Source organism: Kitasatospora sp. NBC_01539, assembly GCF_045040525.1.
GTDB lineage: Bacteria > Actinomycetota > Actinomycetes > Streptomycetales > Streptomycetaceae > Kitasatospora.
In genome coordinates this window covers 8,313,476-8,333,466 of sequence record NZ_CP109390.1, presented here as the reverse complement: position 1 = coordinate 8,333,466, position 19,991 = coordinate 8,313,476, and the positions used below count along the sequence as shown (strand labels likewise).

The window sequence follows — 19,991 nt, the reverse complement described above, 5'->3', positions numbered from 1 at the left end:
ATCACGGGGTCGGTCACCACCGATCACGGGCCGGAGCCGTCGGCCGTACCCGGCACGCACCGCTCCGTGTCGATCTCGGCCAGGGTGGCCTCGTTGTAGCGCGCCCCGTGGACGGTCGCGGCGTTCAGCAGCCGGCCTGCCGCGTCGAGGACCTCGCCGGGCAGGTCGAGGTGGAGCGTGGACAGGTTCTCCCGCAGGTGCGCGACGGATCGGGTGCCGGGGATGGCGACCACGTGGGGCGCCCGGGAGACGACCCACGTCAGCGCCAGCTGCGCGAGCGTGCAGCCGGCCTCCCTGGCGATCCCGTCGAGTTCTCGCCGGATCGCCAGGTTGGCGGGGTAGTGACGGGCGTCGAAGCGGGGCATGGCCCGGCGGATGTCGTGGGCGGGCAGGCGGTCGGGGTCGGGTGGCGCCGAGGTGAGGAAGCCGCGGGCCAGCGGGCTGAAGGCCACGAGGGCGACGCCGAGTTCCCGTGCCGCGTCCAGCGTGCCCTGCTCGGGGTTGCGCGACCAGAGGCTGTACTCGTTCTGCAGCGCGGCGATCGGGTGCACCGCGTGCGCCCGGCGCAGCGTGGCGGCGGACACCTCGGAGAGTCCGAGCGCACGCACCTTGCCCGCCTCCACCAGGTCGGCCATCGCTCCGATGCTCTCCTCGACCGGGACCTGCCGGTCGACGCGGTGCAGGTGGTAGAGGTCGATGGTGTCGGTGCGGAGCCGGGCGAGTGCCTCGTCGGCGGTGCGGCGGAGGGTCTCCGGGCGGCCGTCGATGACGCGTCGGCCGTCGACGCCGGTCATCCCGCACTTGCTGGCCAGCACGATGCGGTCGCGGTGGCGGGCGAGTGCGCGGCCGAGGAGTTCCTCGTTGCTCCCGAAGCCGTAGAGGGCCGCGGTGTCGAAGAGTGTGACGCCTTCCTCCAGTGCCGTCAGGAGGAGCCGTTCGGCGGACTCGGGCGTGGGTGGGACGTCGTAGGCGTGGCTGAGGTTCATGCAGCCGAGGCCGATCGCCGGGACCTCGAAGGGCCCGATGCGGCGCGGGGTGCGGCCGGGGGCGGCCGTCGGCGCCGCGGTCACGGGTTCGTGGCAGCGGTGAGCTGCTGTTCGAGGGCGTCCAGTGTCCGGTAGCAGGGCAGTACCTGGGCGAGGGAGGCGTTCGGCTCGCGGCCTTCCCGGATGGCGGCGACGAACTCGCGGTCCTGCAGTTCGATGCCGTCGGTGGAGACGTCGACCCGGCTCACGTCGATGGGTTCGTCCTTGCCGGTGAACAGGTCGTCGTACCGTGCGAGGTAGGTGCCGGTATCGCCGATGTAGCGGAAGGAGGTGCCGAACGGCCCGTCGTTGTTGAACGACAGGGACAGCGTGCAGAGGGCGCCGCTCTCCGCACGCAGCTGGATCGACATGTCCATCGCGATGCCGAGCTCGGGGTGGACCGGGCCCTGGATCGCATGGGCCTGCACGATCGGCGAACCGGTCTGGTGGGCGAACAGGTCGACGGTGTGCGCGGCGTGGTGCCACAGCAGGTGGTCGGTCCAGGACCGGGGCTGCCCGAGCGCGTTGAGGTTGGTGCGGCGCAGGAAGTACGTCTGCACGTCCATCTGCTGGATGCGGTACTCCCCGGCGAGGACCCGCTGCCGGACCCACTGGTGGCTGGGGTTGAAGCGGCGCGTGTGCCCCGCCATGGCGACGAGGCCGGTGCGCTGCTGCGCCGCCAGGCACGCCTCGGCGTCGGCGAGGGAGTCGGCGAGCGGGATCTCGACCTGCACGTGCTTGCCGGCTTCGAGGCAGGCGATGGTCTGCCCGGCGTGCAGGGGTGTGGGCGTGGCGAGGATGACGGCGTCGACGTCGTCGGCCGCGAGTACCTCGTCCAGGGTGGCGGCGCCGCGGCCGATGCCGTGCTCGGCGGCGAACTTCCGGGCGCTGTCGGGGGTGCCGCTCACGACGGCGGTCACCTCGACGCCGTCGATCCGCCTGAGTGCGGCCGCGTGCTTGGCGCCGAAGGCGCCTCCTCCGGCCAGGGCGACCCGGACGGTCTTCTGGTGGCTCATGTCACTCCTCCTCGGCGGGCGCCTCGGCCCGCGGCTGGTTCTCCAGGATCAGGTGGCCGACGGCGGTGTTGGACGCCGGCACGTGGTAGAAGCGGTGCTTGACCTCGACCGCTCCGGTCCCGTCGACGTCGCTCATCGCGCCGCGGGCGATCAGCCACATGACGAGTTCGATGCCCTCGGATCCGGCCTGCTCGACGTAGTCCAGGTGGGGCAGCTGCGCGAGTCCGGCCGGGTCGTCGACCAGCCTGTCCAGGAAGGCGTTGTCCCACGCGCGGTTGATGAGGCCGGCGCGGGGGCCCTGCAGTTGGTGACTCATGCCGCCGGTGCCCCACACCTGGACGTTCAGCGGCCGGCCGTAGGACTCGACGGCCCGGCGCAGCGCCCGGCCGAGCCGGAAGCAGCGGTCGCCCGAGGGCACCGGGTACTGGACGACGTTGACGTGGAACGGGATCACCTTGCACGGCCACCGCTCGACGTCGCCGAACATCAGTGACAGGGGGACGGTCAGGCCGTGGTCGACGGTCATCTCGTTGGCCAGGGTGAGGTCGAAGTCGTCGCGGATGAGCGAGTGGGCGATGTGCGCGGCCAGGTCGGGGTCGCTCTCGATGCCCGGGACGGGGCGGGGGCCGTAGCCCTCGTCGGCGGTGGGGTAGGCCGCGCCGGTGCCGAGGACGAAGGTCGGGATCAGCGACAGGTCGAAGGCGCTGGCGTGGTCGTTGTAGACGAGGAGGACGACGTCGGGGAGGTTGTCCCGCACCCACTGCTTGGAGTAGGCGTAGCCGTCGAAGACGGGCTTCCAGTACGGCTCGTCGGTCTTGTGGTGGTCGATCGCCGCGCCGATCGCCGGCACGTGGGAGGTGAAGACGGCGGCGGTGATCCCGGCGTGCTCGGCCGGCGGGGTCGGGTCGGCGTGGGCCGCCTCCAGGACGGCGTGGTCGATCCGGTTGCCTTCGACGGAGCGGCCGCCGCCGGCCATCATGGCGCGGTACTCCTGCTCGGTCATGCCCGTCATCGAGCCCGCCATCTGCTGGAAGGAGAGACCGAGCGTGGCGCCCCACTTGGCGAGGAAGTAGATGTTGCCGCCCTCGCGTATGGCGGCGTTGAGGTCGCGGTCGAGCAGGGCCTGCTTCTGCTCCTCCCGCAGGGGCCACGCGTCGAGGTAGGCGCGTTCGTCGGCGAGGTAGTGTTCGCGGTTCTCCGGGGTCATCAGCGACATGCAGAACTGGTTGAGGTGGTATCCCCTGGCGGACTGCTCGGCGTCGAAGACCGTCGTCCCCGGGACCAGCTTGTAGGTCTTGTCCAGCGGCATGCTGGGGCTCCGTTCGTGCGGTGGGTCAGACGGCGTCCGGCCAGTAGAGGCGCATCGGGTTGTCGACCAGGAGCTTGTGCCGCAGCTCCGGCGTCGGCGCGATGTGCGGGACGAAGTCGACGAGCAGGCCGTCGTCGGGCATGTGGTCGGTGAGGTTGGGGTGCGGCCAGTCGGTGCCCCACAGCACCCGGTCGGGGAACTCCTCGACGACGCGCCGGGCGAACGGGACGACGTCGCGGTAGGCCGCCTGCTCGCCGTCGAGGGCCGGCGGTCCGCTCACGGACAGCCGTTCGGGGCAGGTGACCTTGCACCAGATGTCGGGCCGCGCGCGCAGGAGGTCGAGGAACGCCTCGAAGTCGGGGCCGTGCGGGTCCTTGGTGACGTCGGGGCGCCCCATGTGGTCGACGACCAGCGGCACCGGGACGGACAGGAGGACGTCGCGCAGGTCGGCGAGGTCGGCGGCCTCGAAGTAGACGACGACGTGCCAGCCGTACGGGGCGATCCGTTCGGCGACGTCCAGCAGGTCCTGCCGCGGGGCCGCGTCGGCGAGGCGTTCGACGAAGGTGAACCGCACGCCGCGGACGCCCGCCTCGTGCAGCTCGCGCAGCTCCGCGTCCGCGGTCCCGGGCCGTACGGTGGCGACGCCCCGGGCGCGGCCGCCGGAGCTCCGCAGGGCGTCGACCAGGGCGCTGTTGTCGGCACCGTGGCAGGTCGCCTGCACGACGACGTTCCAGGCGAGGCCGAGGTGGTCGCGGAGCGCGAAGAGCTGGTCCTTGGACGCGTCGCAGGGGGTGTACCTGCGCTCGGGGGCGAAGGGGAACCCGGCGGCCGGACCGAGGACGTGGCAGTGCGCGTCGACGGCGCCCTCGGGCAGCCGGTACTGCGGACGGCTCGGGCCGGCGTACCAGTCCAGCCAGCCGGGGGTCTTCTCGGAGTCCACCGTCATCCCCGGTTCTCGTAGCGCAGCCCGAGCTCGGCCAGCGGGCCGCGCATGCCGTACATGTCCAGGCCGAGCGTGCCCGCGCGGAGCTGTGCGCGCTTGCCCTCCTCGTTCGCCTCGCGCTTCGCCGAGGCCTCGGCGACCTCCGCGGCCCGCTCCCTCGGCACCACCACGACCCCGTCCGCGTCCGCCACCACCACGTCGCCGGGCCTGACCAGTGCGTTGGCGCAGACCACCGGCACGTTGACCGAGCCGAGCGTGGCCTTGACCGTGCCCCTGGCGTTGACCGCCCGGGCGAAGACGGGGAAGTCCATCTCCTCCAGGTCGGCGACGTCGCGCACGCCGCCGTCGATGACCAGGCCCCGGCAGCCCCGGGCGCGGAAGGAGGTGGCGAGCAGTTCGCCGAAGAAGCCGTCCTCGCTCTCGGTCGTGCAGGCCGCGACGACGACGTCGCCGTCGCGGATCTGCTCGGCGGCGACGTGGAGCATCCAGTTGTCGCCGGGCTGCAGCAGGACGGTCACCGCCGTCCCGCACAGGCGGGCCTTCGGGTGGGCCGGGCGCAGGTAGGGGCGCATCAGGCCCGTGCGGCCCATGGCCTCGTGGATCGTCGCCACGCCGAAGGCCGACAGTGCGGCGACGGCCCCGGGGTCGGCGCGGGTGAGCGACGTGTGTACGACGCCGATCTCGCCGTGTTCCATGCGGTGTCCTCCTGGGGTCATCGGCCGGCCGCGGCGAGGCGGGCGGCAAGTCGGGGGTGGACGCGCAGGGCGTTGCCGCCGAGGACGGCCGCCCGTTCGTCGTCGGAGAGGTGGGGGGTGGCGTCGACGTACCGCCCGGTGTCGTCGTAGGGGTGGCCGGTGCGCGGGTCGGTGCCGCGGACGGCGCCGATCATCTCGCTGGCGAAGAGGACCGCCCGGCTGGGGACGACCCGGGTGAGCAGGTCGATGCCCGGCTGGTGGTAGACGCAGGTGTCGAAGGAGACGTTGTCCAGCAGCACCTCCGGGTCGGGCCGGCCCAGTGCGTCCGCGAGGCCGCGGAACCGGCCCCAGTGGTAGGGCACCGCGCCGCCGCCGTGTGGGATCACGAACCGCAGGGTCGGGAAGTCGGCGAACAGGTCGCCCTGGAGCAGCTGCATGAACGCCGTGGTGTCGGCGTTGAGGTAGTGGGCGCCCGTGGTGTGGAAGGCCGGGTTGCACGAGGTGCTGACGTGGATCATGGCGGGGATGTCGTACGCGACCATGGCCTCGTACAGCGGGTACCAGCTGCGGTCGGTCAGCGGGGGCGCCGTCCAGCTGCCGCCCGACGGGTCGGGATTGAGGTTGACCGTCACCGCGCCGAGCTCCTCCACCGCGCGGCGCAGCTCGGGCAGGCAGGTGGCGGGGGCGGCGCCGGGCGACTGCGGAAGCATCGCGCCCATCGCGAACCGGTCGGGGTAGAGCCTGCTGACGCGGTGGACCAGGTCGTTGCAGATCCGCGCCCACACCGAGGAGACCCGGAAGTCGCCGATGTGGTGCGCCATGAAGCTGGCCCGCGGGGAGAAGACCGTCAGGTCGATGCCGCGCTCGTCCATGAGCCGCAGCTGGTTGCCCTCGATCGCCTGGCGCAGGTCGTCGTCGGTGATGACCAGGTCGTCGGGGTCGGGTGCGTCGGCGGGGGTGTCGGCCGCCGCCACCTGGCGGTCCCGCCATGCCGCCAACTGCGGTGGTGCGGTGGTGAAGTGGCCGTGGCAGTCGATGATCACGGGTGTCCTTCCGAGAGGTGTGCGGGTCAGCGCGGGCTGACGGCGGGCCAGCCGGTGTACTGCTCGGCGAGGTAGGTGCGGCCGGCGCGGGTGCCCGCCACGTTGTCGAGTTCGCCGAGCTGGCGGCGCAGGTCGAAGGGGGTGCCGCCGGGTGCGGTGTGCAGGAGCCGGGTCATCCAGGAGGAGAAGTTCTGGGCCCGCCAGATCCGTTGGAGGGCGCGTGGCTGGTAGTCGTCCAGCGCGGCCGCGCCCTCACCGCCGAGGGCCCGCAGCAGGACGTCGGCGAGCACCTTCACGTCGTGCAGCGCGAGGTTGAGCCCGCGGGCGCCGGTCGGCGGCACGGTGTGTGCGGCGTCGCCCGCGAGGGCCAGCGAGCCCCAGCGCATCGGCTCCTGCACGAACGAGCGGAACCGCAGCACCGTCTTCTCCAGGATCGGCCCCTCGTTGAGGCGGAAGCCGTCCTCGCCGGCCACCCGGGCCTGGAGCGTCTCCCAGATGCGGTCGTCGGTCCAGGCGTCGGCGGACTCGTCGGGGGCGCACTGGAAGTACATCCGCTGCACGGTGTCGGTGCGTTGGCTGATCAGTGCGAAACCGTGTTCGGAGTGGGCGTAGACCAGTTCGGGTGCGCTCGCCGGGGCTTCGGCCATGATGCCGAACCAGGCGAAGGGGTAGTCCTTGCCGTAGCGGACCCGCCGGTCCTCGGGCACCAGGTCGCGGCACGTGCTGCGCGAGCCGTCGGCGCCGATCACGTACCGTGCCCGGATCTCGTGGCGGGTGCCGTCGGGGGCGGTGCAGCGCACCCGGGGGGTGTCGGTGGTGACGTCGAGGACCTCGGTGTCCGTGACGCCGAAGAGGACCGTGCCGCCGTCGCGGTCGCGGGCGTCGGCCAGGTCGGTGAACACGTCGGTCTGCGGGTAGAGCCATGCCGACGCGCCCACCAGGTCCTTGAAGTGGATGCGGTGCGGCCGGCCGCCGAAGCGGAGTTCGATGCCTTCGTGCTCGTGGCCCTCGCGCAGGACGCGGTCGGACACGCCGGTCTCGACGAGATCCCGGGCGGCGTCCGCTTCGAGGATGCCGGCCCGGTGGGTGGTGGCGATCCCGTGCCGGGTGCGGGTGTCGATCACGACCGTGTCGACCCCTGCGCGGCCGAGCAGGTGGGCCAGCATCAGGCCGGCCGGGCCGGCGCCGACGACGGCGACCGGTACCGGGGTGACGGTGTCGATGGTGGCATCGGCCATGGCATCTCCTGAGCGACTGCGAGCGTCCGGAACACCCCGAACGCTGGCATCCGCGAGCGCCGCCGGTCAGCATCACTTCCGCCAGGCGGAAGCGCGCCCGGAGATCAGAGGGCCGCGCGGGCGCGCCGTCCCAGTTCCTCGGAGATGCCGTGCACGGCTCTCAGGAGCGGATCGCGCAGTCCACGGGCGCGGCTCGCGCTGCGCGCCGCGATGACGATCCCCAGCGCTGCGCCGACCGCGCCGGTCCGGCCGATCCGTACGGGTGCGGCCACCGCGACCGTGCTCTCCGAGAGTTGTCGGTCGCTCACGAAGACCTGCTCGCGGCGGATCCGGTCCAGCTGGGCGCGCAGGGTCTTCGGGTCGGTGACGGTGTGCGGGGTCCAGGCCCGCAGCGGCGCTTCGAGGGCCGCCTCCTGGATGTCCTGCGGTGCGTGCGCCAGCAGGACCCGGCCCATCCCGGTGGAACCGATGGGGAAGCGGGATCCGACCATGGTCACCAGCTCCACCGACCGGTGCCCGGCGATCCGTTCGACGAAGACGAGTTCGGTGCCCTCGCGCACCGCGAGCTGGATGTTCTCGTGGGTCGCCTCGTACAGGTCCTGCATGAACGGCAGCGCCACGTCGCGCAGGATCTGGCTGCGGGGGCAGCCCGAGGCGATCTCCCACAGCCGCAGGCCGACGTGCCACGAGCCGTCCTCGCCGCGCTCCAGTGCGCCCCAGGCCGCCAGCTCGGCGACGACCCGGTGCGCGGTGCTCAGGGGAAGGCCCGTACGCTGGGCGATCTCCGACAGCGTCTGCGACCGGCACTCGCGGCCGAACGTCGAGAGGACTTCGAGAACTTTTCCAGCCGCCGTGCTCCGGGTTGTGCTCACGCGGTCAGTGTCGCAGACAGGCACTGAGCCGCCCGTTCGCCCGTCGCAGCACCGGCCGCGCACAAGGAGACGACGTGGACCGAGAGATCACCGGACTGTCCTCGATGGCGACACGCGGGCTCCTGGCGGAGCTGTCCGCACACATCCGACGCGCCCACGGCGCCGCGGTGCGGTTCGAGTCGGCCGGCGGGGTCGAGGTCGCGCGCCGGGTGCGGGAGGGCGCCGAAGGGGACCTGCTGGTGCTCGCCGACGACGCACTGGCACAACTGGCCCGTGAGGGGCGTCTCCTCGGCGGCACGGTGCGGCCGCTGTGGGTCTCGCAGGTCGTCGCCGCCGTGCCCGAGGGGTCGCCGGTGCCCGCCCTCGACTCGGAGTCCGACCTCCGGGCCGCTCTGCTGGCCGCGGAGCGGATCGCGTACTCCACGGGTCCCAGCGGCACGGCCCTCGTCGACCTGACGGCGCGGCTGGGTCTCGCCGACGTGCTCGCACCGCGGCTCGTCCAGGCACCGCCGGGCGTGCCGGCCGGCAGCCTGCTCGTCCCCGGTGCGGCCGAGCTGGCCTTCCAGCAGCACAGTGAACTGATGGACCTGCCCGGTGTCGTGATCGTCGGGCCGCTGCCCGGGGGCACCGCGATCAGCACGACGTTCGGCGGCGGTGTGCTGGCCGTCTCCACCCGGCCGGCCCGCGCCGCCGCGATGCTCGACCTGCTCGGCTCCGACGAGGCGTCGACGACCGCTCTCGCCGCGGGCATGCGGGCCGCCCGGCACCTCGCCTGACGGCGCCGGCTCCTTCGCCACCGGGAGCCGTGCGCCCGCTCCGCCCCACGGCCTCATCCGTCCCTCCCGCCGCCGCCCGCCGCCGCCCGCAACGCATGCGAGCCGCGCGGCGGGTCCGTAGCGTGGGCACCGGGCGATCGCTCACGGGAGCGCCCGAGCGCGGCGGTCGACGACGGCGCGTCCTTGACAGCTCCGGCAGCGGGGACCACGATGGCTGAATCAAACGTCGTCCTATAACGACGTTGTATTTCCGGAGCGGCACCCGCGCCGCCCCTCCGCTCCCTCCGCGCGCTCCGCTGCGGGCGCGCCGTCGTAGAGGCGATCATGGAACACGACTCCCCCGCCACCGAACCGTGGCAGCTCCCGGCCGTCGAGCTCGCGGCCGCGATCCGCAACCGCACGCTGTCCTCCGTCGACATCGTGCAGTCCTGCCTGGACCGCATCGACGCCGTCAACCCCCGCATCAACGCCCTCGCCGACCTCCGCCCCGAGGAGGCGCTCGACCAGGCCCGCACCGCCGACCGGCGCACCGCCTCGGGCGCCGCGCTCGGCCCGCTGCACGGCATCCCCGTCTCCACGAAGATCAACACCGATCAGCGGGGATACGCCACCAGCCACGGGGTCGTCGCCCTCGCCGAGACCCCCGCCGCCCAGGACGCCGCGTGCGTGACCGCGCTCCGCGGCGCCGGAGCCGTGCTGGTCGGCCGCAGCAACGCCCCGGCCTTCTCCTACCGCTGGTTCAGCACCAACGACCTGCACGGTCGCACGCTCAACCCCTGGGCGGCCGACCGCACCCCCGGAGGCTCCAGCGGGGGCGCCTCCGCGAGCCTGGCCGCCGGCATGACGCCGATCGCCCAGGGCAACGACATCGGCGGGTCCATCCGGTACCCGGCCGCCTGCTGCGGAGTGGTGGGCATCCGCCCGACCGTCGGCCGGGTCTCCAACTGGACGGAGCCGGTGTTCGTCGACACCCCGGACGGCCGCCGGCAACTCGTCATGCCGCCGACCGTGCTGAACTGCGCCGTCGAGGGTCCGCTCGCCCGCACGGTGGCCGACGCCCGGCTGGCCCTGCGGGTGATGACCACCGCGGACCTGCGGGATCCGGTCGGCGTCCCCGCCGTCCCGGGCCTCCCCGCACCGGAGGCCCTGCCCCGCATCAGCGTGGTGCGCGGCATCGGCACGGTCGCGAACCACCCCGCCGTCGAGAAGGCCGTCGACGAGGCCGTCGGAAAGCTGACCGACGCCGGGTACCAGGTCGAGGAACTGGACGGCCTCCCGCTGCTCGCCGAGGCGGCGCGACTGTGGTCCCTGCTCATCTACGAGGACTTCCGCCCCACCATGCCGACCGTCGAGCAGATCGGCGACGCGGACATCCGCACCTCGCTGAGGTACTCCTTCGCCGCGGCGGCCCGGCAGTGGGGCGACTCCCCCTCGCTGGCGGAGTACATCCACGGCTGGTCCCGCCGCGGGGCCCTGGTCACCGAGCTCCAGCAGTTGCTGGGCCGGGAGCGTCTGCTGCTCACGCCCGTGTCCGCGGAGCCCCCGTTCGAGCAGGACGCCGACCTGGCCGGCCCCGAGCGGGCCGCACAGCTCGTCACCGCGATGTGGCCGATGGCAGCCGTCCCGATCCTCGGCTTCCCGGCCGCCACGGTGCCCAGTGCCCTCGTCGACGGCCTGCCGATGAGCGTGCAGCTGATCGGCGGGCGCTTCGAGGAGGAGATGGTCCTCGACGCCGCCCAGGCCATCGAGGACCGGACCCCTCGCCTGGTCCCCGCGCTCTGACCCGGGCCCACCGCAGGACGGCGGCCGCCGCACACGGGCGGCCGCCGCGGAAAGGAAAGGGCAGGCGCCCCCGCACGGGGGCGCCTGCCCTTCGCCGCGTTCCGGCGGACACGCGTGCGGGCCTTTCGGCCGGTGCGGACCGTGACGTCCGCACCGGCCGAAAGGCCCTCCTGACACAGGGGCCTCCGCCGGTCAGGCGTAGTGGCGGTAGACGGCCCGGGCCACACAGGCCGGCTTGTCGCCGCCCTCGACCTCGACGGTGAAGGTGAGAGGCATCTGCACGCCGTTGCCCCCGACCTCCTCCACGCTGCCGACGGCGCCGTGCAGCCGGATCTTCGCGCCGACCGGCACGGCGCTGGGGAAACGGACCTTCTCCAGACCGTAGTTGACGCTCATGGAGATGCCGGTGATGTCGAGCAGCTCGCCGAAGAGCGGGATGACGAGGGACAGGGTGAGGTAGCCGTGGGCGATCGGGCCGCCGAAGGGGCCGCCCTTGGCCCTCTCGGGGTCCGTGTGGATCCACTGGTGATCGTCGGTGGCGTCGGCGAAGGTGTTCACCCGGTCCTGGGTGATCTCGTGCCACTCGGTGCGGCCGAGGTCGGTGCCGCTGAGGGCCTTGAGTCCGTCGATGCCGTGGGCGGTGGTGGACATGGAGGTTCCTTTCGATGGCGCAGTGACCGCAACGCGGCCTGCGGCAGGGTGGGGCTTATCGGTGCGTGGACGGGGACGCGGCGGCCCCGCGCACGTACAGGTCGCGGACGGCGGGCTTGACGATCTTTCCGGAGGCCGTGCGGGGCAGGGCGTCCGTGACCACCACCGACTTGGGGATCTTGTACTTGGCGAGCCGGCCCTGCAGGTGGCCGAGGATGTCCTGCTCGTCGGCGCGGGTACCGGCCCGGAGGACGACGACGGCGCGGCCGACCTCGCCCCAGACCGGGTCGGGCATCCCGACGACCGCGCACTCCTCGACGGCGGGGTGGGTGAGGATCACGTCCTCGACCTCGGCCGGGTAGACGTTCTCGCCGCCCGAGACGAACATGTCCTTCACCCGGTCGACGATGTAGGCGTAGCCGTCCGCGTCGGTGCGGGCGACGTCGCCGGTGCGCAGCCACTCGCCGTCGGTGAAGGCGGCCCCGGTGTCGTCGGGCCGGCCCCAGTAGCCGGTCATGACGTTGGGGCCCTGGACGAGGACCTCGCCGCGCTCTCCGGGCCCGGCGTCGCTGCCGTCGGGCCGTACGACCCGTGTGTCGGTGAAGAAGTGCGGCACCCCGGCGGAGCCGGCCTTGGCGGAGGTCTGATCCCCGGCGAGGTAGAGGATTCCGGGGGACGCCTCGGTCATGCCGTAGCCCTGGCTGAAGGCGAGGCCGCGGGCGAGGTAGGTGGCGATGGTCCGGGCCGGTACGGGGGCTCCGCCGCAGTTGAGGGTGCGGAGGCTGGAGAGGTCCGTGGTCGTCCAGCCGGGCCGGGCTGCCATCGCGTCGTACATCGTCGGGACGCCGAACATGTAGGTGACGCGCAGGCGTTCGATGGTGCGCAGCGCCAGCCCGGCGTCGAAGGCGCCGAGGAGCACCACCCGGCCGCCCTTGAGGAGGGTGGGCAGGCAGGTCATGTTGAGGCCCGCGGTGTGGAAGAGCGGGGCCACGACCAGGGTCACCTCGTCGCCGGAGAGGTCGGTGTCGACGAGGACGTTGACGCTGTTCCAGACGATGTTCCCGTGGGAGAGCACCGCGCCCTTGGGGCGGCCGGTGGTCCCGGAGGTGTACATGATCATGCACGGGTCCTCCGGGGCGACGGCGACGTCCAGCGGTTCGGCGGCGCCGCCCTCGATCAGCTCCTCGTACCCGAGGGCGCTGTCACCGGGGCCGTCCAGGGCGATCCGGTGCCGGATCCCGGCGTCGTCGGCCGCGGACCGGGCGGCCCCGGCCTGCTCGGGTGCGTGGACGAGGACGGTGCTGCCCGAGTCCGACAGGTTGTACGCCAGTTCCGGCGCGGCGAGGCGGGTGTTGAGCGGGACGAAGACCGCCCCGAGGGTTCCGGCGGCGAACAGGGTCTCCAGGAAGGCCGGATGGTTGGGGCCGAGGTACGCGATCCGGTCGCCCGGCTCGACGCCGAGGGCGCGCAGACCGTGGGCGAGCCGCAGGACGCGCCGGTGCAGGTCGCGGTAGGTCCGGGTGCGGTCCTCGTGGACGACGGCGACCCGGTCGGGCGTCCTGCGGGCCCGGCGGGCCGGCCACGAGCCGATGCCTTGGTTCAGCACGGGGACTCCTTCAGTCCGTGAGCAGGCCGAGCAGTCGGGCGGCGTTCTCCTTGAGGATCTTCGGCCGGACCTCGGGCTTGATGTCGAGCTCCGCGAAGTCGGCCAGCCACCGGTCGGGGGTGATGACCGGGTAGTCGGAGCCGAAGAGGACCTTGTCCTTGAGGAGGGTGTTGGCGTAGCGGACGAGCTGCGGCGGGAAGTACTTCGGCGACCAGCCGGACAGGTCGATGTGGACGTGCGGCTTGTGGGTGGCCACCGCGAGGGCCTCGTCCTGCCAGGGGAAGGACGGGTGGGCCAGGATGATCCGCAGCTCCGGGAAGTCGACGGCGACGTCGTCGACGAGCATCGGGTTCGAGTACTTCAGCCGGATGCCGCCCCCGCCGGGGACGCCGGCGCCGATGCCGGTCTGGCCGGTGTGGAAGAGCGCGGGCACGCCCAGCTCCTCGATGGCCTCGTACAGCGGGTAGGCCAGCCGGTCGTTCGGGGCGAACGCCTGGATGCTCGGGTGGAACTTGAACCCGCGGACGCCGTGCTCCTCCACCAGGCGCCGGGCCTCCCGCACGCCGGCACGTCCCTTGTGCGGGTCGATGCTGGCGAACGGGATCAGCGCGTCGGCGTGGGCGGCGCAGCTCTCCGCGATCTCCTCGTTGGGGATCCGCGGGTGGCCGGTGGCGTGTTCGGCGTCGACGGTGAAGACCACGGCGGCCATGCGGCGCTCGCGGTAGTGGTCGGCCATCTCGTCGATGGTCGGCTGCCGGTGTCCGTGGGCCTTGAAGTACTTCTCGGAGGCCCCGAACAGCTCGGGGCTCAGTGCGCCGTGGCCGTCCTTGGAGATCTCGGCGTGGGTGTGCACGTCGATGGCGGTCAGCCGGTCGAGGTCGAGTGCGAGGTCGGCCATGTCAGGCCTCCGGGGCCTTGGGTGCGGGGATGCCGTAGGTCTCGGGCTCGGCGCCGACGCCGTCGCGCCACCGGGCGGCGATGGCCTCGGCGGTCCAGCCGCCGTCGGCGAGGGCGACGGCCTTCTCCCGGGGGTGGGCCCACAGGGCGAGGCGGTCGCCGCCGATGCCGATGGCCTGGCCGGTGACGTCCCCGGAGTCGTCGGAGGCGAGGAAGGTGATCAGGGCGGCGACGTCCTCGACGGTGCCGAGGCCCTCCTCCTTGCGCAGCCAGTCGGGCAGCGGGTCTCCGGTGCGCTCGGCCTCCTCGATGACCGGGGCGAAGGCCGGGATGGTCCTGGTCATCTCGGTGGCGGCGACCGGGACGACGGCGTTGACGGTGATGCCGGCCCGGGAGAGCTCCAGGGCCCAGGTGCGGGCCATGGCGACGATGCCGGCCTTGGCGGCGGCGTAGTTGGTCTGGCCGAAGTTGCCGCGCTGGCCGGCCGGCGAGGAGATGAGGACGAGCCGTCCGCCGGTGCCCTGTTCGCGCATGCGGATCGCGGCGGCGCGGGCGCAGGTGAAGGTGCCGCGCAGGTGGACGCGGACGACGGCGTCGAAGTCGTCGTCGGTCATCTTCCACAGCACGCGGTCGCGCAGGATGCCGGCGTTGGTGACGAGCACGTCCAGGCTGCCGAACTCCTGCACGGCGGTGTCGACCAGCAGCCGGGCGGCGTCGCCGTCGCCGACCGCGGCGACGGCGCCGGTGGCGCGGCCGCCGGCGGAGGTGATCGAGGCGACGGCGGCGTCGACGGCGTCCTGGTCGACGTCGTTGACGACGACGGCGGCGCCGGCGGCGGCGAGGGCTTGTGCGTACGCGAGTCCGAGACCGCGTCCGCTGCCGGTGACGACGGCGACTTTGCCCTGGAGATCCATGAGGGTGCACCTCTCGTGGGTGGGGTGGTGGGTGTGGTGGTGGCCGAGAGCACGGCACGGACCAGGATCGACAGGAATCCTGATGAATAGAGTCTCGCCAATCATCAGGATTCCTGTCAATGGCCTAGGCTTGGCCACGCCGCCGCACCGGCGGCGCCCGACGAAGGGGAACGACGTGAACCGACCCGCGCCGACCGCCACCGCAGGAGGACGGCCGTGAGCACCTCGCTGCTGTACCTGGTCAAGAGGACGGAACTGGCGGTGCGTGCACGACTCGACGAGCTGCTCAGGCCCGTCGGCATCACGGCGCTGCAGTACACCGCACTGACGGTGCTGGAACAGCACGACGGCATCTCCGCCGCCCAGCTGGCCCGCGACTCCTTCGTCACGGCCCAGTCCATGGCGGACATGATCCGCACGCTGGAGGGCCGCGGCCTGATCCGCCGCGAGCCGAACCCCGGCAACCGTCGCGAGCGCCTCGTCCTGCTCGCCGAGCCGGGCCGGCAACTGCTCGCCGCGTACGCCGGACCGGCCCGGGAGCTGGAGGAACGCATGGTCGCCGGACTCACCACCGAGGAGGTCGACCGCTTCAGGGAGGCGCTGAACGGGGCGTGGCGCTCGCTGTCCTGAGCCCGGACGCGGAGCACGCCGCCGGCGGCCCGGCCGTCGGCCACCGGCGGCGGCACGTCACGCGAGCGCGTACATCCGGATGACGACCGCGTCGTCGCCGTCCGGCCGGGCGAGGCCGACGAAGACCGTCTCCGCGAGCCAGCGGTGGGCCGGCGCGTCCGTGCGGAAGACCGGGGACGTCCGGTAGTAGTGGCCGGCCTCGGAGACCCGGAGGTCCCCGTCGAACTGGTCGGGGCTTTCGGCCCTGGGCGCGTAGTAGCCGCGGTTGACGATGTCGATCACGGCGCCGTCCTCCGCGCGGAGCAGGTAGCGCGCGTCGAGCTGGCAGACCGTCCCGCGGGTGCTGCTCCAGTCGCCCCCGCCGGGCAGCACCTCCCCGCGCAGCAGGGGTCCGTCGACGGTGCCACCGGTAATGGGGGTGAACTCGGTGACCTCGCCGTCACCGTGGCCGACGTGCAGCGTCCCGGCCACCTCGGCTCGGATCTCGAAGGCGAAGCGCAGGGCCGGAGTGAAGGACATGAGGGTTCTCCAATGCCTCGGAAGGGACCGCCGCGCGCACCGCGGGGCGGCCTGAAGGGAGCGGGGGGCCGGCGCAACCGCACCGGCGACCACCTCGCACCTCGCTCTTGACTCACCAGCTCACCAGATGCGAGCGTGACATGCAACAGCGTTATATGACGTTAGTTTACGACGTCTCGTCGTCCTGGCGCTCACCCCCATCACGAGCGCCCTCCCCCTCACTCCTCTCGACAGGAGCACAGCCATGGCTGCGAAGAAGTCGGTGCTGACGGTGCTCACGGGCATCAGCCTGCTGGCCGTCACCGCCTGCACCACCTCGTCGAACGGAGGCGACGCCGCGCCCCGGACCGAACGCCTCACCACCACGACGACCCCCGGCGACGCCGACCTCGACCGGGTGACCTGGGCACTGCCCTACGGCGAACCCACCACCCTGGACCCCGCGAAGATCGGCGACTACTCGCCCCAGACCGTCGAGGCGAACCTCTGCGACACCCTGACCCGGATGAACGCGGACTTCTCCCTGAGCCCCGGGCTGGCCCGGAAGGTCGGCTGGACCGACGACCACACCCTCGTCCTCGACCTCCGCCCCGACGTGACGTTCTGGGACGGCTCCCCCATGACCCCCCAGGACGTCGTCTACAGCCTGGAGCGCCAGCGCGACCCCAGGACGCAGGCGCTCTACGGGAACTACCTCGCCGCCGTCACGTCGATCACCGCCACCGGGCCGAACCAGGTGACGCTGACCACCAGGACGTACGACCAGACGCTCCCCAAGGCGCTCTCCACGTCGTTCGGCGCCGTGAACCAGAAGGCGTACACCGAGAAGGCGGGCGCGGCCTACGGCACGGCCAAGGGCGGCCTCATGTGCACGGGCCCGTTCACACTCGGCTCCTGGGAGTCGGGTAGCGGCATCACCCTCGAACGCAACACCTCCTACTGGGACGCCGCGCTGAAGCCCAAGGCGCACCAGGTCCAGTTCCGGTTCCTCACCAACAGCAACACGCTGACCAGCGCACTCCTCTCCGGCGAGGTGGACGGCACCTACGAGCTGCCGCCCAGCAGCGCCACCGCACTGGCCAGGGCGGGCTCCGGTGCGATCCACCTCGGCCCCTCGACGCAGAACGTGCTGCTCATCCCCACGAACGCGGCGTCCCCCGCCGCCGACCGCCGGCGCCTCGACGCCCTGTCGCAGATCATCGACCGCGACGCGCTGATCAGGAACGTCTTCGGCGGCGACGCCACCCCCCTGAAGTCGCTCGTCCCCCCGCCGGTCTGGAGCGGGGACAAGGCCGCCGACCGGTTCGACGCGGCCTACGCGGCGCTGCCCGCCGTTTCGAAGCCCGACCCCGCACGGGCGAAGGACCTCGTCCGGCAGGCCGGCCCGCTCTCCCGCCCCCTGACGGCCGCCATTCCGGCCGGCGACCAGCGGTCCCTCCAGGCCATGACCTTCATCCAGGCGGCGGCCGGGAAGATCGGCATCGACATCGAGATCAAGCAGCTCCAGCCCACCGAGATGTCGTCCCTCTTCTACGACCCCTCCGTCCGCAAGAACCTCGACCTCGTGCTGACCTTCGGCTACGTCACCATGCCGGACCCCGCCTCGTACGTCGCCGAGATGGTCACCCCCCGCGGCATCTTCAACTGGACCGGCTACGACGACGCCGAGGTGACCCGGCTCCTCGACCGGGCCCGCACCGCCTCCGACCCCTCCGCCTCCGCCACCGCGTACGCCCAGGCCCAGGCCCTCTTCACCCCCACCGCCCCCGCGGTCTACCTGGCCACCACGCACGAGCGGATGTTCATGAACAAGCGCCTCAGCGGCGCGCCGACCTCCTTCGCCTACATGGGCATGCCGTGGGCCGCCGCCCTCGGCGGCACCGGCAAGTGACCCGCCCGCCGACCGACCCCGTGTGAACGTCGCGCCCCCGGCGGTCCCGAGGACCGCCGGGGGCGCGACGCGTCGGCTTCCGCCGCAGGCGCGGACCGCACCCCCCCACGCACCGCACCCCCCACGCACCGAGACCCAGGAGTCGTCCCGATGTCCATGTTCGAACGCGTCCTGCACGAACCACCTCGATCCGGCCCCGGCGGCCATCCCGCCCGTGAGCTCCTGCGTCTCACCTCGCGCCGCCTGCGACGACGGCTGCTGGCGGTCAACGCCGCCGTCGGCCTCGCGGTGTCCCTGCTCGCCTCCACGGCGGGCAGCCGGCTCGCGACCCCGCTGCCGGGCGGGTACACCCTCGGAATGCTGCTCCTCAGCCTCCAGGCGGCCACCGTGCCGGCCTCCGCGCTCTGGTACGACCGCGCCTGCCGCACCCGCTGCGACCCGCACGCCGACGCGCTGGCGAGAGCCGCGTACGGTCACGGCACCGGCCGGGTCCGGCCGTGACCACCCCGACCCTCCTCGCCGGCGGTGACTCCGCCCTGGTCACTCCGCTGACCACCTTCCTCGTCGTCATCTGCCTCTGCTTCCTGCTCTGCCTGATCGCCGGCGTGGGCAACGACACCACCGCCGACTTCTACACCGCGGAGCGCTCCCTGCCCGCGCTGCGCAACTCCCTCGCGCTGTGCGGCGACTACATTCCCGCGACCGCCCTGCTCAGCCCGATCGGCACGGTCGCCCTCACCGGGTACGACGGCATGGCGACCGCCGCCAGCGCAAGCGCGTCCATGGTCCTCCTGCTCGTCCTGGCCGAACCGCTGCGCAACACCGGACGCTTCACCCTCGGCTCGGTCCTGGCCACCCGCACGACCGGGCGGGCGGCCCGGATCGCGGGCGCGGTGACGACGGTGGCGGTGTGCGTACCGCTGACCGTCGTCCAGCTCACGGTCGCCGGCGAGGCCATCGCGTACCTCCTCGGCACGCGGACGCCCGGGGCCGCCCTGGTCTGCACGGTGCTGAGCGGCCTGCTGGTCATCACCTTCGCGGCGTTCGGCGGCATGCGCGGCACCAGCATGATCCAGACCGGCAAGGCGCTGCTCGTCTTCGGCGTCGTCGTCGCAGCGGCCCTCGCCTCCGCCGGCACGCTGGACTGGGACCCCGGTGCGCTGATGGAACGCGCCGCGATCGGATCGGGCGGCGCCGCCGTCTTCCACGCCCCCGGCCTGCTCTTCGGCACCACCGCGACGGGCTCACTGGAACGGTTCTCGCTCTGCCTCACCGTGTCCCTCGGCTCCGCCGTGGTGCCGCCCCTCCTCATGCGCGTCGGCGCGTCCGTGGACGGCCGCGCCGCGCGCCGCGCCTCGGGCTACGCGGCCGTCATGGTCGGCCTCTTCTACAGCACGGTCGTCCTGCTCGGCCTGGCCGCCGCCGCGATCGTGGGGGTGCACGCGATCGCCACGGACGACCCGCAGGGCAATTCGGCGCTGCTCCTGCTCACCGACGCCCTCGATCAGGGGACCGGCGGCCGGATCCTGTTCACGGCCGTCGCCTGTGCCGTCTTCGTGACCGCCCTCGCCTCGGTGGCCGGGCTCGCCCTCGCCGGCGCCGCGGCCCTGTCCCACGACGTCCACGCCGGGGCCCTGCGCCGCGGGAGGGCCACCGACAAGCAGGAACTCACCGTGGCCCAGTGGGCCATCGTCGCGCTGGGGGCGGTCGCCGTGCTCCTGGCCGTCCTGCTGCGCGGATGGAGCGTCCTCTTCCTGGCGTCGTTCGCCGCCGCCGCCGCGGCGTCGGTGATCCTGCCGGCCCTGGTCTACACGCTCTTCTGGCCCGGCTTCTCCCGGCTGGGGATGCTGTGGACCCTCTACGGCTCGCTGGCCTGCTGCGTCCTGCTGCAGGTCTTCGGGCCGACCGTCTCGGGGCAGCCGTACTCGCTCCTCCCGGGCGTCGACTTCCACTGGTTCCCGCTGCAGAACATCGCCGTGGCGACCGTGCCCCTCGGCTTCCTCCTCGGCTGGGCCGGCAGCCGCCTCCGGCCGCCCACGCCGGCCGAGCGCGCCGCGGACACCGAGGCCGTGACCGTGGCGCTGATCGGCACCGCGTAGCCGGCGCGCGGCCCGAGCACCCCGCGCCGGCTCCGCCCCTCAGCGCTGCCCGCCCACCGCGGCCGGGCAGCGCTTCCGTGGCCCC

At 72.9% G+C, this 19,991-nt stretch carries 19 protein-coding genes; 6 read left to right on the top strand and 13 right to left on the bottom strand.

Features of this window, described 5'->3' with window-relative positions; translation table 11 throughout:
* Positions 1-23: 23 nt before the first annotated feature.
* From OG335_RS36090 to OG335_RS36055, 8 genes are all read right to left on the bottom strand, one after another.
* Entirely contained in the window at positions 24-1,070 is a 1,047-nt protein-coding gene (locus tag OG335_RS36090) for an aldo/keto reductase (RefSeq protein WP_405009664.1), read from the bottom strand.
* Entirely contained in the window at positions 1,067-2,041 is a 975-nt protein-coding gene (locus tag OG335_RS36085) for a Gfo/Idh/MocA family oxidoreductase (RefSeq protein ID WP_405009665.1), read from the bottom strand. The genes OG335_RS36090 and OG335_RS36085 overlap by 4 nt, the downstream gene beginning before the upstream one ends.
* 1 nt (position 2,042) lies before the next feature.
* Positions 2,043-3,350 carry a protocatechuate 4,5-dioxygenase subunit alpha gene (gene ligA / locus OG335_RS36080; RefSeq protein ID WP_405009666.1) on the bottom strand — a complete coding sequence of 436 codons (1,308 nt, stop codon included), beginning with the start codon at positions 3,348-3,350 and terminating at the stop codon, positions 2,043-2,045.
* Positions 3,351-3,375: 25 nt separating this feature from the next.
* Positions 3,376-4,296 (bottom strand): amidohydrolase family protein, encoded by a 921-nt coding sequence (locus tag OG335_RS36075; protein WP_405009667.1) that lies wholly within the window; start codon positions 4,294-4,296, stop codon positions 3,376-3,378.
* Positions 4,293-4,988 (bottom strand): 4-carboxy-4-hydroxy-2-oxoadipate aldolase/oxaloacetate decarboxylase, encoded by a 696-nt coding sequence (ligK, locus tag OG335_RS36070; protein WP_405009668.1) that lies wholly within the window; start codon positions 4,986-4,988, stop codon positions 4,293-4,295. The genes OG335_RS36075 and ligK overlap by 4 nt, the downstream gene beginning before the upstream one ends.
* A gap of 17 nt (positions 4,989-5,005) precedes the next feature.
* Complete coding sequence (locus OG335_RS36065) at positions 5,006-6,031, bottom strand: amidohydrolase family protein (RefSeq protein ID WP_405009669.1); 1,026 nt, start codon at positions 6,029-6,031, stop codon at positions 5,006-5,008.
* A gap of 26 nt (positions 6,032-6,057) precedes the next feature.
* Positions 6,058-7,269 (bottom strand): 4-hydroxybenzoate 3-monooxygenase, encoded by a 1,212-nt coding sequence (locus OG335_RS36060; protein WP_405009670.1) that lies wholly within the window; start codon positions 7,267-7,269, stop codon positions 6,058-6,060.
* Between the two features lie 104 nt (positions 7,270-7,373).
* Positions 7,374-8,141: an IclR family transcriptional regulator gene (locus tag OG335_RS36055; protein WP_405009671.1), complete on the bottom strand. Its 768-nt coding sequence runs from the start codon at positions 8,139-8,141 to the stop codon at positions 7,374-7,376.
* A 74-nt stretch (positions 8,142-8,215) separates the two neighbouring features.
* On the opposite strand from OG335_RS36055, the gene OG335_RS36050 reads away from it, so the two are divergent.
* On the top strand, positions 8,216-8,917 hold the full coding sequence (locus tag OG335_RS36050) for a substrate-binding domain-containing protein (protein ID WP_405009672.1): 702 nt from the start codon (positions 8,216-8,218) through the stop codon (positions 8,915-8,917).
* Positions 8,918-9,241: 324 nt separating this feature from the next.
* Positions 9,242-10,699 (top strand): amidase, encoded by a 1,458-nt coding sequence (locus tag OG335_RS36045; protein ID WP_405009673.1) that lies wholly within the window; start codon positions 9,242-9,244, stop codon positions 10,697-10,699.
* Positions 10,700-10,891: 192 nt separating this feature from the next.
* On the opposite strand, the gene OG335_RS36040 is transcribed toward OG335_RS36045, so the two are convergent.
* The 4 genes from OG335_RS36040 to OG335_RS36025 are packed head-to-tail and all read right to left on the bottom strand — an operon-like array spanning position 10,892 to position 14,767.
* The gene (locus OG335_RS36040; protein ID WP_405009674.1) at positions 10,892-11,350 is read right to left on the bottom strand and encodes a MaoC family dehydratase; all 459 of its coding nucleotides are present in this window, start codon (positions 11,348-11,350) and stop codon (positions 10,892-10,894) included.
* A gap of 55 nt (positions 11,351-11,405) precedes the next feature.
* Entirely contained in the window at positions 11,406-12,956 is a 1,551-nt protein-coding gene (locus tag OG335_RS36035; protein WP_405009675.1) for an acyl-CoA synthetase, read from the bottom strand.
* A gap of 10 nt (positions 12,957-12,966) precedes the next feature.
* A complete protein-coding gene (locus OG335_RS36030; protein ID WP_405009676.1) occupies positions 12,967-13,854 on the bottom strand; it encodes an amidohydrolase family protein in 888 nt (295 codons plus the stop codon).
* A gap of 1 nt (position 13,855) precedes the next feature.
* A complete protein-coding gene (locus tag OG335_RS36025; RefSeq protein WP_405009677.1) occupies positions 13,856-14,767 on the bottom strand; it encodes an SDR family oxidoreductase in 912 nt (303 codons plus the stop codon).
* Between the two features lie 216 nt (positions 14,768-14,983).
* On the opposite strand from OG335_RS36025, the gene OG335_RS36020 reads away from it, so the two are divergent.
* Positions 14,984-15,397: a MarR family winged helix-turn-helix transcriptional regulator gene (locus tag OG335_RS36020; protein WP_405009678.1), complete on the top strand. Its 414-nt coding sequence runs from the start codon at positions 14,984-14,986 to the stop codon at positions 15,395-15,397.
* Between the two features lie 57 nt (positions 15,398-15,454).
* Here OG335_RS36020 and OG335_RS36015 read toward each other — a convergent pair whose 3' ends face one another.
* Positions 15,455-15,916, bottom strand: a complete 462-nt coding sequence (locus OG335_RS36015; protein ID WP_405009679.1) for a DUF3237 domain-containing protein — start codon at positions 15,914-15,916, stop codon at positions 15,455-15,457.
* A gap of 244 nt (positions 15,917-16,160) precedes the next feature.
* On the opposite strand from OG335_RS36015, the gene OG335_RS36010 reads away from it, so the two are divergent.
* The 3 genes from OG335_RS36010 (at position 16,161) to OG335_RS36000 (ending at position 19,906) form a co-directional block, all read left to right on the top strand.
* The gene (locus tag OG335_RS36010; RefSeq protein WP_405009680.1) at positions 16,161-17,807 is read left to right on the top strand and encodes an ABC transporter substrate-binding protein; all 1,647 of its coding nucleotides are present in this window, start codon (positions 16,161-16,163) and stop codon (positions 17,805-17,807) included.
* A 150-nt stretch (positions 17,808-17,957) separates the two neighbouring features.
* Positions 17,958-18,308, top strand: coding sequence for a hypothetical protein (locus OG335_RS36005; protein ID WP_405009681.1), 351 nt, complete (start codon positions 17,958-17,960; stop codon positions 18,306-18,308).
* Positions 18,305-19,906, top strand: a complete 1,602-nt coding sequence (locus OG335_RS36000) for a sodium:solute symporter family transporter (protein ID WP_405009682.1) — start codon at positions 18,305-18,307, stop codon at positions 19,904-19,906. The genes OG335_RS36005 and OG335_RS36000 overlap by 4 nt, the downstream gene beginning before the upstream one ends.
* The last annotated feature ends 85 nt before the right edge of the window (positions 19,907-19,991 follow it).